The 14,104-nt window shown below is 63.1% G+C and carries 12 protein-coding genes; 10 read left to right on the top strand and 2 right to left on the bottom strand.

The window, feature by feature from the left end:
- Positions 1-119 precede the first annotated feature (119 nt).
- On the bottom strand, positions 120-1,019 hold the full coding sequence (locus tag AC54AF_RS20580) for a DMT family transporter (protein ID WP_496638008.1): 900 nt from the start codon (positions 1,017-1,019) through the stop codon (positions 120-122).
- A gap of 238 nt (positions 1,020-1,257) precedes the next feature.
- On the opposite strand from AC54AF_RS20580, the gene gcvA reads away from it, so the two are divergent.
- Positions 1,258-2,202 (top strand): transcriptional regulator GcvA, encoded by a 945-nt coding sequence (gene gcvA, locus AC54AF_RS20575; RefSeq protein ID WP_131689209.1) that lies wholly within the window; start codon positions 1,258-1,260, stop codon positions 2,200-2,202.
- Positions 2,199-2,564 (top strand): hypothetical protein, encoded by a 366-nt coding sequence (locus tag AC54AF_RS20570; protein WP_496638007.1) that lies wholly within the window; start codon positions 2,199-2,201, stop codon positions 2,562-2,564. Before gcvA ends, AC54AF_RS20570 begins: the two co-directional genes overlap by 4 nt.
- Positions 2,565-2,628: 64 nt before the next feature.
- Here AC54AF_RS20570 and orn read toward each other — a convergent pair whose 3' ends face one another.
- Positions 2,629-3,237 carry an oligoribonuclease gene (gene orn / locus AC54AF_RS20565; RefSeq protein ID WP_180338396.1) on the bottom strand — a complete coding sequence of 203 codons (609 nt, stop codon included), beginning with the start codon at positions 3,235-3,237 and terminating at the stop codon, positions 2,629-2,631.
- Between the two features lie 56 nt (positions 3,238-3,293).
- Between orn and AC54AF_RS20560 the strand changes: the two genes are divergently transcribed.
- The 8 genes from AC54AF_RS20560 to AC54AF_RS20525 all read left to right on the top strand — a co-directional run bounded on the left by AC54AF_RS20560 (position 3,294) and on the right by AC54AF_RS20525 (position 14,103).
- Positions 3,294-4,574, top strand: a complete 1,281-nt coding sequence (locus AC54AF_RS20560; protein WP_496638006.1) for a M48 family metallopeptidase — start codon at positions 3,294-3,296, stop codon at positions 4,572-4,574.
- Entirely contained in the window at positions 4,571-4,936 is a 366-nt protein-coding gene (locus AC54AF_RS20555; protein WP_496638005.1) for a 4a-hydroxytetrahydrobiopterin dehydratase, read from the top strand. Before AC54AF_RS20560 ends, AC54AF_RS20555 begins: the two co-directional genes overlap by 4 nt.
- On the top strand, positions 4,933-5,838 hold the full coding sequence (gene rsgA / locus AC54AF_RS20550) for a ribosome small subunit-dependent GTPase A (protein WP_131689205.1): 906 nt from the start codon (positions 4,933-4,935) through the stop codon (positions 5,836-5,838). The genes AC54AF_RS20555 and rsgA overlap by 4 nt, the downstream gene beginning before the upstream one ends.
- A 267-nt stretch (positions 5,839-6,105) precedes the next feature.
- Entirely contained in the window at positions 6,106-6,561 is a 456-nt protein-coding gene (locus AC54AF_RS20545) for a hypothetical protein (protein WP_496638004.1), read from the top strand.
- A gap of 175 nt (positions 6,562-6,736) precedes the next feature.
- Complete coding sequence (locus tag AC54AF_RS20540) at positions 6,737-9,592, top strand: ATP-binding protein (RefSeq protein WP_496638003.1); 2,856 nt, start codon at positions 6,737-6,739, stop codon at positions 9,590-9,592.
- Between the two features lie 285 nt (positions 9,593-9,877).
- Positions 9,878-10,798 carry an ornithine carbamoyltransferase gene (gene argF / locus AC54AF_RS20535; protein WP_131689202.1) on the top strand — a complete coding sequence of 307 codons (921 nt, stop codon included), beginning with the start codon at positions 9,878-9,880 and terminating at the stop codon, positions 10,796-10,798.
- Between the two features lie 69 nt (positions 10,799-10,867).
- Entirely contained in the window at positions 10,868-12,103 is a 1,236-nt protein-coding gene (locus tag AC54AF_RS20530; protein ID WP_035825961.1) for an argininosuccinate synthase, read from the top strand.
- Between the two features lie 188 nt (positions 12,104-12,291).
- On the top strand, positions 12,292-14,103 hold the full coding sequence (locus AC54AF_RS20525) for a methyl-accepting chemotaxis protein (protein WP_496638002.1): 1,812 nt from the start codon (positions 12,292-12,294) through the stop codon (positions 14,101-14,103).
- Position 14,104 lies beyond the last annotated feature (1 nt).

The following is a 14,104-nucleotide window of genomic DNA, read 5'->3' as shown; positions in this document are numbered from 1 at the left end:
GAGAATCATTCGCAATCAAGAGTTATTTGTGCGCGGCCAAAAAAAGCGCCGCGACAGGAAACCCGTCGCGGCGCAAAGGAGACCGATCGGTATTGCCGATCAGTTCGGGAAAAAACAGCTCAGGCGCTCGCCTGCACGGCCGGCATGGCCGCCGGCTTGGCAGTGGGCCGCTGCGCCAGCAAGACCACGGCGGCCAGCACCATGGCGCCGCCCAGCAATTGCGTGCCGCTGACGGACTCCTTCAGCAAGGTCACGCCGAACGCCATCGTGATGACTGGTTCAAACGTGGAAATGATGGAAGCCTTGGCCGCGCCGATCTGCGCCACGCCGGCAAAGAAGGCGGCAATCGCGATGGCCGTCGAGAACAGGGCGATGGCGCTGACGGCCAGCCAGCCCGCCGCCGTGCCAGGCAAGGACACGCCTTGCCACAAGGCAATCGCGCTGTTCGACAGGCCGGCCGTGCCCAGGATCACCACGCAGGCGGCCAATGGGTGAATATTCTCGCGGCTTTTCGACAGGCTGTTGCCAAACAGGATGTACACGGCGTACACGCCGGCGGCCATCAATGCCAGGGCGATGCCGATGGGCTGGCCCTGCAGCTTGCCGCCCAGGGTGATGGCCATGCCGGCAATGGCCAGCGCCATCAGCACCAGCATGCGCCGGTCCAGCTTTTCCCAGCCCAGCGCCAGCGCGAGGATGGTGACCAGCACGGGATACACGTACAGCAGCATGCCGCACAGGCCGCTGCTGGCATACATGAGAGCATTGAAATAGCCTTGCGACTGAGCCGTGTACATCAGGCCCATCAGCATGTAGCCGGCCAGCAGGCGGCCGCGCGGCAAGCGCCAGCCCCCCAGCCACACGAGCGGCAGCAACAGCATGGCGGCGATGACGAAACGCAAGGCCAGCATGGTCGACGGGTTGACCCCGGACGCATAGGCCGCCTTGGCAAACACTGCGGAACTGCCGAAACCGGCGGCCGACAGCAACACCAGCGCAACAGCGCGGCGATCAGACATGACTAAACCTCTTAGAGTACGCCTGGGCAAACCTGCTGCGTATCGCGACGGTTTCCCCAGGCGTTGTAACGTTGTAAATATAAATGCCCAGCAAGGCCGGGAGATGTTCATGCGTGAATCCTATTGCGGGTCACTTCACGCAGTGACGGCATCATATTCGCTTGCGCAAAATGAAACAAACCAATATTCTTCACGGATAGGCCGAATATTACTGAGGCTCAATCTCTTGAAGAGTGCCATGTCACGTCCCTTGCCCCCACTCGCCGCCCTGCACGCCTTCGAGGCGGCCGCCCGCCATGAAGGCTTTCAGCGCGCGGGCGAAGAATTGCACGTCTCGGCCGGCGCCATCGGCCATCACGTAAAACAGCTGGAAGCGTGGCTGGGCATCGTGCTGTTCCAGCGCCTGCCGCGCGGCGTGGTGCTGACCAATGCCGGGCAGCGCTATGCGGCCTCGCTGGGGCCCATCCTCAACCAGCTGGCCGACGTGTCCGAGCAGGCGCGGCGCCAGGGCGACGACAAGGTGGTGACGGTGACGGCCACCAGCTCGCTCGTCTCGCGCTGGCTGATGCCGCGCCTGGGCCGGCTGCGCGACCGCTACCCGCAAATCGAACTGCGCGTGCTGGCGTCGATGCACCCGGTCGACCTGGCGCGCGATGGCGTGGACGTGGCCATTCGCCTGGGACCTGGCCGCTATCCAGGCCTGAAGGTCGATTTATTGATGGAAGAATGGTTTTCCGCCGTCTGCAGCCCCGGTTTCCGCGCCAACGCGGCCAGCCTGCGCCAGCCCGCCGACTTGCTGCGCTATCCGCTGCTGCACGACGAACCGGAAGTGCACCTGCCCGGCGAAATCGACTGGACGCGCTGGCTGCACAGCTGCGGCGTGCATTACAGCGGCAATAGCGGCAACAGCGGCGCGCGCTTTTCGCACACGTATCTGTGCCTGGACGCGGCCGCCAGCGGCCAGGGCGTGGCCATCGCCGCCAGCCCCCTGATCGGCGACGACCTGCGCTCGGGCCGCCTGGTGCGCGTGTTCGAACACGCCGTGCGCGGCCCCCACTGCTATTATCTGCTGCGCTCGCCCCAGGCGGAAACGCGGCCCCTCGTGCACGCCTTCTGCGAATGGCTGATCGCCGAGGCGCGCGCCGACCAGGAAACCGTCTGGCCCACCGTGGAGAGCGCATGAGCCGCCGCGAACTGGCGCGCAGCGCCACATATATTGTCCAGCATGAATACGAACACGCCAGCGTACTGGCCGCCGATGGCCGGCAAGCGAGCCTGGGCGAATTCTATGGCGACCCGGCCGTGGCCTTGATCGATGTCAATCAACAATGGTGCGCCGTGGCGGGAGAGGGACTGGTGCTGTGCCGGCTGGGGCAAGCGTTCGGGCGATGCGCGGGATATTTTCGCCAGCCAGGCGAAACAGTGTGGATCACGGACTTGCGGCAAACGGGGCCGTTTGCGCTGGAATGGCAAGGCGAGGATGGCGCTTGGTCCGTCATCGATTTCGAGGCGGTGGATGCGTCGGCTTACGCGCCAGGGCGCTAAGCCGACCTACGCGGCGCCGGGCCGTAGGTCGGCTTAGCGCGCAGCGCGTAAGCCGACAACACCATTACAGTTTAATAAAGTGTTCGCGGTAGTACTTCAATTCCTCGATCGATTCCAGAATGTCGGCCAGGGCCGTGTGCTTCTGGTGTTTCTTGAAACCGGTGGCGATTTCCGGCTTCCAGCGCTTGCACAGCTCTTTCAGTGTCGACACGTCGACATTGCGGTAGTGGAAGAACGCTTCCAGCTTCGGCATGCCGCGCACCATGAAGCGGCGGTCCTGGCCGATGGTGTTGCCGCACATGGGCGACTTGCCTGCAGGTACGTATTTCTTCAGAAACGCGATCAGTTCCGCTTCCGCCTGCGCTTCCGTCACGGTCGACGCCTTGACTTTGTCGATCAGGCCCGAGCGGCCGTGCGTGCCCTTGTTCCAGGCATCCATCTTGTTCAGGGTTTCATCCGACTGGTGGATCACGAACACGGGGCCTTCGGCCAGCAGGTTCAAATGCATGTCCGTCACCACCACCGCCACTTCGATGATGCGGTCGGTATCGGGCTCCAGGCCCGTCATTTCCATGTCGACCCAGACCAGGTTCATCTCGTTTGGACGTGCTGGCACTGCAGGTGCTGGGGTGGATGCGGAGGTGGGTGCAGTTAAGTCGGTCGCTTGTGACATAATTCTCTCTTGGCCTAATCAAACTAAATAATCAGCCATTTTCTCACAGGCACAGAATGTATTCACTCGCGTTTTCGATTTTGTTTGTATCCGTCCTCGTTTTGACCCTGGCCGTGCGCTTCTGGCTCGCTTCGCGGCAGATTCGCCACGTGCTGGCGCACCGCGCCGCTGTCCCGCCCGAATTCGCGGAAAAGATCCCGCTGGCCGCGCACCAGAAGGCGGCCGACTACACGGTGGCCAAGACCAAGTTCGGCTTGCTGACCTTGCTGGTCAACTACGCCGTGCTGATCGGTTTTACCTTGCTGGGCGGCTTGCAATGGCTGGCGCTGTCCCTGAATGAATGGATGGGACCGGGTTCGCCCATGCTGTACCAGATCGGCCTGATCGCCGTTTTTGCCGCCATTTCCGGCCTGATCGACCTGCCCTTCGATTACTACCGCCAGTTCGTGCTGGAGCAACGCTTCGGCTTCAACACCATGGAGCGCAAGCTGTTCTTCACGGACATGCTCAAGGGAGTGGGCCTGGGCGCCGTCATCGGCTTGCCGCTGGTCTGGGTCGTGCTGACCCTGATGGCCAAGTCGGGCGACATGTGGTGGCTGTACGCGTGGTTCGTCTGGAGCGGCTTCCAGTTGCTGATGATGGTACTGTTCCCCACCGTCATCGCCCCGCTGTTCAACAAATTCACGCCGCTGGCCGACGAAGCGTTGAAAAGCCGCATCGAAGGCTTGATGCAGCGCGTCGGTTTCGCCTCGAAAGGCTTGTTCGTCATGGATGGCTCGAAGCGCAGCGCCCACGGCAATGCGTATTTCTCGGGCTTTGGCGCCAACAAGCGCATCGTCTTTTTCGACACCTTGCTGTCGCGCCTGGCGCCTCAGGAAATCGAAGCCGTGCTGGCGCATGAACTGGGCCACTTCAAGCTCAAGCACATCGTCAAGCGCATCGCCATGATGTTCGTCATCTCGCTGGGTTTCCTCGCGCTGCTGGGCTTCCTGAAGACGCAGCCGTGGTTTTACGCGGGCCTGGGTGTCGACCCCGTCGCCCTGGCACTGACGGGCCAGCCGACGGACGCGCTGGCGCTGCTGCTGTTCATGCTGGCCTTGCCCGTCTTCACTTTCCTGCTGGGACCGCTGACCTCGCTCAGCTCGCGCAAGCACGAATTCGAAGCCGACGCCTTTGCCGCCACGCACACGCAGGCGGACGACCTGGTGTCGGCGCTCGTCAAAATGTATGAAGACAATGCGTCGACCCTGACGCCCGACCCGCTGCACTCGGCCTTCTACGACTCGCACCCGCCGGCCAGCGTGCGCATCCGCCACCTGAAAGGGGCTTCCGCATGAATACGCTATCCACCTCGCACGATCTGGCCCAACTGTCCTGCGCACCGCGCCAGCAGGCGCTGGGCGACACGGACATCGCCACCCTGCACGCCCTGATGCCCCAGTGGACGGTGCAAAATGGCAAGCTGTGCCGCGACTTCGGCTTCAAGAATTACTACCAGACCCTGGCGTTCGTGAACGCCCTGGCCTATATGACCCATACGCAAGACCACCATCCGGAGCTCATCATCACTTACAAAACCTGCGCCGTGCGCTACGATACGCACTCGGTCAACCAGGGCGCCGGCGGCCTGTCCGAAAACGACTTCATCTGCGCCGCCAAGGCAGACCTCATCTACCAGAGCAGCCAGGTGACCCCATGAGCGAAGGCAAGTTGACGGGCGTCATCATCGCCGCCCACGGCCGCCACTACCTGGCCGACGTGGACGGCGCCAAGCTGCAATGCGTGACGCGCGGCAAGAAAACCAATGTGGCCGTGGGCGACATCGTGCATGTGACGCGTACCTCCAACGACCAGGCCGTCATCGACCGCATCGAGGAGCGCAAGACCCTGCTGTACCGCTCGGACCAGTACAAATCGAAATTGCTGGCGGCCAACCTGACGCAGTTGTTCATCGTCGTGGCGACGGAACCGGGCTTTGCCGACGACCTCATCTCGCGCTCGCTGGTGGCGGCCGACGCGGCCGGCATCGAGGCGCGCATCATCCTCAACAAGACGGATGTGACGGCCTCGCTGGAGCGCGCCCGCGAACGCCTGCTGCCGTATTCATCGATGGGCTATCCCGTCGATGAAGTCTCGGCACGCGCCGAACCGGAGCACGCCGTGGCAACCCTGGCGCCGCTGCTGGCGGGCCAGTCGTCGATCCTCATCGGCCAGTCGGGCATGGGCAAGTCGTCCCTGATCAACCTGCTGGTGCCGGACGCGGACATCGCCGTGCGCGAAATCTCGGCCGCGCTCGACACGGGCAAGCACACGACGACCTTTACGCGGCTGTACAAGCTCGACGAACTGGGCGCGAACAGCTCCATCATCGATTCGCCCGGCTTCCAGGAATTCGGCCTGTACCACCTGAGCGAAGGCATGCTGGAGCGCGCCTTCCGCGAATTCCAGCCCTACCTGGGCGGCTGCAAGTTCTATAACTGCCGCCACCTGATCGAGCCGCAGTGCGCCATCCTGCAAGCCTTGTCCGAAGGCAAGATCGCCAAGATGCGCCATACCCTGTATGGCCAGCTGCTGCACGAATCGGCGCAGACCTTGTATTAAGCACCTGCCCCGGCGCAAATATCACGGCAAAAAAAGCTCGGCTGGCAAAATTTAATTTTGCAGCTGAGCTTGCCCTCCGATTTTAATCCCGAAACCATTCATCTGCCGTTTTATGCACTTCATCGCGTAAAACCTGCCATCCATCGCCTGCCGCTGGCGATGGCCCGGTGCGTTTGCTAACTTGACACCAGTCCCTGCAGGAAACCTGCCAGCGACCACACGATCTAACGCTAACCCATCCTGTCATCCTGATCGAAGGTGAATGTCATGCATACCAAACGCTTCCTCCCCATTGTCGCCGCCCTCTTCGCCCTTGCCGGCGGCACCGCCCAGGCGCAAACCGCCGCCGCACCGCAAACCACGGACAGCGTGCGCGTCACCTCTGGCACCTACTATCACGTCACGGCCCAGGAAGCCTTCGACGTCGAACAGCAATACCGCCTGTCGAATGGACAACGCCTGGAAGTCCACCAGCAGGACAACCATTTTTTTGGCCGCCTGATCGATGACCGCGAATGGCAGGCAAAGCCCAGCGTGGAAATCTACCCCACCGGCCCGGGCCAGTTTGTCACCAAAAAGGGCGCCACCTTCGTCTTCAGCAATGCGGGCGACCGCGTGGTGATCGACGACGCCCAGTTCCTGCCCGGCTTGCGCATGCCCGCCGACATGCGCAGCGCCAGCACCGTGACGGGCAGCGCCAGCATCCGGCTGGTGTCGCGCTAGGCGCCTGCCCCGCCTTTGGCCGCCGGAGGCAAATCGCCCCCGCTTGGGGCGCCATGTCCGATGAAGAATTCTGACTGGCGCGCTGAACAATTCCCCTGAATGCAGCTTACAATGCGATGACGCATGGCCTGTGCGATCGCAGGCTGGCGCCACTGTTTGCGGGGAGAATGCTTGAATGGAAATGTTCGCGCTCGAACATGACGTAGCGCAGTGGGAAAGCGCATTGCTGCCGTTGCGCGGCGCCGGGCGCGTACCGCTGCTGCTGGCGCTGTCGTGGCATCTGCGCCAGCGCGATTGCGCCAGAGCAATTGAGCTGAGCGAGGAGGCGCATCTGCTGCTGCCGCTGGCCGGCCTGGAAGCGGCAGCGCTGGAACAGGCGCTCGCGCGCCTGCAACTGGTGCAGGCGGAAGTGGCATGGCTGCAAGGCGCGCTCGATGCGGCTGAAAGCCTGGCCATGGCGGCGCAGGCCATCCTGTGTGCGCATGGCGACGGCGCCGCTTGCGCCGACGCGCACTGGCTGCTGTCCTCGATTGCCGTCGACCGGGGCGACCATGCCCGCTGCGATGCCGAACTGCTGACCGCTGCCGAACAAGCGCGCAGCGCCGGCGATGCGATGCGCGCCAGCCTGGCCGACGCGGCCACGGCGCGCTGGGCCGTGTTGCGCGATGCGCCCGCCGCGCAGGCGCGCTGGGGCAGCCGCTTCCAGGCCGACAGCGCCAGCGGCAAGCTGCCCGCGCCGCTGGCCGCCTGGGTGCATGACTTCCGCGGCTTGCTGGCACACACCTCGCGCGACCTGGGCGCGGCCGCCGGCCACTACATGCAAAGTTACGAGGCGGCGCTGGAAAGCGGCCAGCTGCGCGGCGCGATCACGGCCGCCATCAATATCGGCGACTGCTTCGCCAGCCTCAACGACAACGAATCGGCCCTCGAATGGATGCAGTGCGCGCTGGACCTGGCGCGCCCCACCGGCTGGCCACGCAGCATCGGCGCCTGCCAGACGCATACGGCCGAAACCATGCGCAAGCTGGGGCGGCTGGCCGCGGCCGAAGACTTGCTGCGCGAAGCGCTGCTCATCCTGGCGCCCATGGCAGGCGCGCGCACCTATGCCAACGCGCTGTTCCACTTGGGCGAACTGAGCCTGGACAAGGGCGATTACGACACGGCGCTCGACGCCTTCAGCCGGCTGGCGCAGCGCGCCGAAGCGCTGGGCCAGGCCGATTTCCGCAGCATGGCGCAGCGCGGCAGCGCGCACGCCCTGTCCTACCTGGATCGCCCCGATGAAGCGCTGCAGGCGGCCGAACGGGCTTGCCAGCTGGCCACGGCGCAGGGCGACGCCATGCACCAGGTGGCCGCGCTGCGCGTCTTGTCCATGCTGCATGCGCGTCACGAGTTGCCGCCGCCCACAGGCATGTCGGAACGCAATCCCGCCCTGCATTTCCTGCACCAGGCGCTGCAGGTGGCGGCCTCCATCGAAGGCTATTCGCCACCCGGCGAACTGTTCGATGCGCTGGCGCGCGAATACGCGCATGCGGGCGACTATGCGCGCGCCTACGATATCGCCCTCGATGCGGGCGTGGCGCGCGAAAAAAGCCACACCCAGCAGGCCAGCAACCGCGCCACCGCCATGCAGATCTACCACCAGACGGAACATGCGCGCTCGGAAGGCTATCACCACCGCGAACTGGCCGCCTCCGAAGCGCGCCGCGCCGAAGTGCTGCAGCAGACCAGCGACACCCTGGAACGGCTGTCGGCCATCGGCCAGGAAATCACCACCCACCTCGACGCCAGCGCCGTGTTCCAGGTGCTCGACCGCCACGTGCATGCCTTGCTGCCAGTCAACACCTTCGCTGTTTACATGCTCGACGCTGCGGGCACGGCGCTGCGCCGCGCGCATGGCATGGAAGCGGGCCGGCCCCTGTCCGATAACGCCATTCCACTGAGCAACCCACGCGCCTACTCCGTGCGCTGCCTGCTGGGCCGGCGCGAAGTGTATATCGACCAGGTACCGCCCAAGCGCCATGCCTACACCGTGCCGGGTACCCTGCATAACCAGAGCGTGCTGTACGTGCCGCTGATGGTCGGCGAACGCGTGCTGGGCGTGATGACGGTGCAAGCGTGCCATGCCCGTGCCTACGGCGAACGCGAGCGGCTGATCTTCCGCACCCTGTGCGCGTATGGCGCCATCGCGCTCGACAACGCCAATGCCTACCGGCAATTGCAAGATGCCCAGGCACAACTCGTATCGCAGGAAAAACTGGCCGCCCTCGGCTCGCTGATGGCCGGCGTCGCGCATGAACTGAATACCCCGATCGGCAACAGTCTGTTGATCGCCAGTACCATGCAACAAAAGACGGAAGACATGGAACGCCTGATGAACGGCCCCGGTCTGCGCCGCTCGGACCTGGCCGCCTTCATCGACGATGCGGGCAAGGCGTCGGCGCTGGTGATGCGCGGCCTGCGCAGCGCAGCCGACCTGGTCAACAGCTTCAAGCAGGTGGCCGTCGACCGCACCACCGAGCAGCGGCGCCGGTTTGACTTGCAACAGGTGAGCAATGAAATCATCGCCACCGTCATGAACCGCATCCGCAGCTCGGGCCACCGCATCGAAGTGGAGATAGCCTTCGGCATCGCCATGGACAGCTATCCTGGCCCGTTCGGCCAGGTGATCACCAATCTGATCAACAATGCCCTGCTGCACGCCTTCGCCCCCGTGCCCAACGATGGCGGCACCGGCACAGGCTGCATGCGCCTGTCCGCCACGATGGCGGCGGCGCGCGTGCAGATCGTTTTCGAGGACAATGGCGGCGGCATCGCCGAACAGCATCTGTCGCGCATCTTCGACCCCTTCTTTACCACCAAGCTGGGCCAGGGCGGCAGCGGCCTGGGTTTGTCGATCAGCTACAACATCGTCACGGCCCTGCTGGGCGGCACCATCCAGGTGACCAGCAGCCCCGCCGGCACGCGCTTCACCCTGGACTTGCCGCTGGTGGCACCCCAGCTGGACGGCGCCGCGCCCGCCAGCATCTACTAATCCACCACCCCGTTGCCCGGGCGCAGGCTTGCCTATACAAGTACGCGCCCGGCCAGTCTTTCCAATCTAAAAGCAAAACCCTTATAATTGAACGGCTGAAGTACTTGCCATTGCATTATTTTCAACTTGGTAAACCGCATCGACCCGCGCGACAAGCGTCGCGCTGGCACCGATCAACACAGCAGCGCGCCGGGCGAGGCAGTCATCAGACGAGATGTTGTACGCTGATGCAACCCGGCGGGAAAGGCACGCCGCCGGCGGCCTGCGCATCTTCAAGTGGTCATTATGTCGACAAAAAAACCGATCAAGCACTACCTCCAGTTCTCCGATTTCACGTTGGAAGAGTACGAATATGTGATCGAACGCGCCCATCTGATCAAGCGCAAGTTCAAGAACTACGAAATCTACCATCCCCTGATCGACCGCACCCTGGTGATGGTCTTTGAAAAGAACTCGACCCGCACGCGACTGTCGTTCGAAGCCGGCATGCACCAGCTGGGCGGCGCCGCCATCTACCTGAACACGCGCGACTCCCAATTGGGCCGCGGCGAGCCGGTGGAAGACGCGGGCCAGGTCATGTCGCGCATGTGCGACATCATCATGGTGCGTACCTTCGGCCAGGAAATCATCGAGCGTTTCGCCGCCAATTCGCGCGTGCCGGTGATCAATGGCCTGACCAATGAACACCACCCGTGCCAGGTCTTTGCCGACATCTTCACCTACATCGAACACCGCGGCTCGATCGCCGGCAAGGTCGTTGCCTGGATCGGCGACGCCAACAACATGCTGTACTCGTGGCTGCAGGCGGCCGAAGTTTTCGGCTTCCACGTCAACGTGTCGACGCCGAAGGGCTACGACATCGACCTGTCGCAAGTCAAGACGCAGCGCTACACCTTCTTCGCCAATCCGTCGGACGCCTGCGAAGGCGCGCACCTGGTCAACACGGACGTGTGGACCAGCATGGGTTACGAAGCGGAAAACGCGGCCCGCATTGCCGCCTTCGACGGCTGGATCGTCGATGGCGCGAAGATGGCCCGCGCCGCGCCCGACGCCCTGTTCATGCATTGCCTGCCCGCCCACCGCGGCGAGGAAGTGGCCGCCGAAGTGATCGACGGCCCGCAATCGGTGGTGTGGGACGAAGCGGAAAACCGTTTGCACGTGCAAAAAGCGCTGATCGAATACCTGTTACTGGGTAAAATCCAATAATTCGCCAGGAACTGCAGAACTCCCGGCAGCATCGCAACACATATATCGACAACGACAACTGGAAGCAATATGAGCGACATTAAAAAAGTAGTCCTGGCCTATTCGGGCGGACTCGACACCTCCGTCATCCTGAAATGGCTGCAAGATAACTACCAGTGCGAAATCGTCACCTTCACGGCCGACCTGGGCCAGGGCGAAGAACTGGAACCGGCGCGCGCCAAGGCCATCAAGTTCGGCATCAAGCCGGAAAACATCCATATCGAAGACGTGCGCGAAGAATTCGTGCGCGATTTCGTCTTCCCGATGTTCCGCGCCAATACCGTGTATGAAGGCGAATACCTGCTGGGCACCTCGATCGCCCGTCCTTTGATCGCCAAGCGCCTGATCGAAATCGCCAACGCCACCGGCGCCGACGCCATCTCGCACGGCGCGACCGGCAAGGGCAACGACCAGGTGCGTTTCGAACTGGGCGCCTACGCCCTGAAACCCGGCGTGAAAATCATCGCCCCGTGGCGCGAGTGGGACCTGCTGTCGCGCGAAAAACTGCTGAAGTACGCGGAAGACGCCGGCATCGAAATCGACATGAAGCACAAGAACGGCGGCGCGCCGTACTCGATGGACGCCAACTTGCTGCACATCAGCTTTGAAGGCCGCCACCTGGAAAACCCGAGCGCCGAAGCGGAAGAAACCATGTGGCGCTGGACCGTCAGCCCGGAAAACGCGCCGGACGAAGCGGAGTACCTGGACATCGAGTACGAAAAAGGCGACATCGTCGCCATCAACGGCGTGCGCATGTCGCCTGCCACCGTGCTGGCCGAACTGAACAAGGTTGGCGGCAAGCATGGCGTGGGACGCCTGGACCTGGTGGAAAACCGCTACGTCGGCATGAAATCGCGCGGCTGCTATGAAACCCCGGGCGGCACCATCATGCTGAAAGCCCACCGCGCCATCGAATCGATCACCCTGGACCGCGAAGTGGCCCACCTGAAAGATGACCTGATGCCGCGCTACGCGTCGATGATCTACAACGGCTACTGGTGGGCGCCCGAGCGCGTTGCGCTGCAAACCCTGATCGACCACACGCAGGAAACCGTGAACGGCTGGGTACGCATCAAGCTGTACAAGGGCAATGTCATCGTCGTGTCGCGCGATTCGAAGACCGATTCGCTGTTCGACATGAACATCGCCACCTTCGACGAAGACGGCGGCGCCTACAACCAGGCCGACGCCGGCGGCTTCATCAAGCTGAACGCCTTGCGCATGCGCATCGCCGCCATCGCCCGCGAAAAGCGCGGCCAGAAGTAAGCAGGACGGGGCGGCAACTCCGCCCTTGCTCCCGCGTAAAGCCGCCTTCGGGCGGCTTTTTGCATTTGCATCGCACTCATGCACGATTTACACCCCGCCACGCGCCCGGATTGCTCCCCATTTTGCTGTACGCATGGCAAAATGCTACAGTGCAATTGTGCTGACCTTCCCGCTTCCGGAGCCCTCCCATGTTCAAAGACCTGAGTATCAAGAATAAACTGTACCTGGGCTTCGGCTCCATCGTGGCCATCATCCTGATCCTGCTGGGCATGGCCTACAACAGCTTTACGCGCCTGTCGCAAGCCAATGCATGGGACCGCCACACGATGGAAGTGCTGGTCGAGATCGGCAGGATTCACAATTCCATCCTGCAAATCCAGATGGAAGCGCGCGGTTTCGTTATCACCGGCAACGAAGCCTCGCTGAACCCGGAAACGGACGCGATGGCGGCACTGAGCCAGCACACGCAAAAAGCCATCGCCATGACCGTCGACAACAAGGCGCAGTCGGAACGCCTGCGCAAGATCGACCAGTTGACCAGCACCTGGGTCAAGGAGTGGATCGATCCCCTGATCGAGAAGCGCCGCGCGCTGGGCAACGCGCCGGGCGCCACGGAATCGGTGGCGCGCACCATGCCGCCGACCGGCTATCCGGCCATCAGGCAAGCGAACAAGCTGCTCGACGAAGTCGCGGCCGAAGAATCGCGCTTGCTGGCCGAACGCACGGCCACCACGGCAAAGTTGCAAGAAACCATGATACTTACGCTGGCCCTGGGCGGCCTGCTGTGCGTGGTGCTGGCGCTGGGCATTTCCTACCTGCTGGGCCGTTCCATCCTCGGCCCGCTGAACAGCCTGACGGACGCCGTCGGGCGCATCGCCGGCGGCGAGCAACACGCGCGCGCCGCCATTCTCTCGCGCGACGAGCTGGGCAAGGTGACAGAAGAATTCAACCGCATGGCGCAAACCATCCAGGACAACCAGGCCAACGAACTGGCCGCCACGAATAGCTTGCGGGCCAAGGTCGATTCGCTGCTGGAAGTGGTGTCGAAGGCGGCCTCGGGCGACCTGACGGGCAAGGTCGGCATCACGGGCAGCGACGCCATCGGCCAGCTGGGCAACGGCCTGGCGAAGATGTTCGAAAACCTGCGCAGCCTGCTCAACAATGTGCAAAAGGCCGGCATCCAGGTGACGACGTCGGCCACGGAAATCGCCGCCTCGGCGCGCCAGCAGGAAGCCACGGGCATCGAGCAGGCGCAAACGAGCGTGGAAATTCTCAGCACCACCAAGGAAATCTCGGCCAACACGAGCCAGTTGCTCAAAACCATGGAAGACGCCACCGCCGTGGCCGACTACACGACAAATGCCACGGCCGAAGCGCAAAACAACCTCAAGCGCATGGATTCGACCATGCAGCACATGGTTTCGGCCACCGATTCCATCAATGCCAAGCTGGCGGCCCTGTCGGAAAAAGCCAGCAATATCAATAGCGTATTGATCACGATCACGAAGGTGGCCGACCAGACCAACATCCTCTCGCTGAACGCCGCCATCGAGGCGGAAAAAGCGGGCGAGGCGGGCCGCGGCTTTTCCGTCGTGGCGACGGAAATCCGCCGCCTGGCCGACCAGACGTCCGTCTCCACCTGGGATATCGAGCAAATGCTCAAGGAAATGCAGTCGGCCGTGTCCGCCAGCGTGATGGGCATGGATAAATTCTCGGAAGAAATTCGCCGCAGCGTGGGCGAGGTGCGCCAAGTGGCGGAACAATTGTCGTCCGTGATGGACCAGGTGCAGAAACTCACGCCGCAATTCGATGCCGTGCTGCAAGGCATGCAGTCGCAGGCCATCGGCGCCTCGCAAATTTCCGACACCATGATGCAGCTCAACGATGCGACGCAGCAGACGGTGGAGTCCTTGAAAGCCACCAGCGAGGCCGTGCACCAGCTGCAATATGCGGCGGGCGACCTGCAGTCGAGCGTGTCGACCTTCGCCGTCACCATCTGAT

The sequence above is a fragment of the Janthinobacterium sp. JF4 genome, from assembly GCF_059617925.1.
This window is presented reverse-complemented; position numbering and strand designations above follow the sequence as displayed.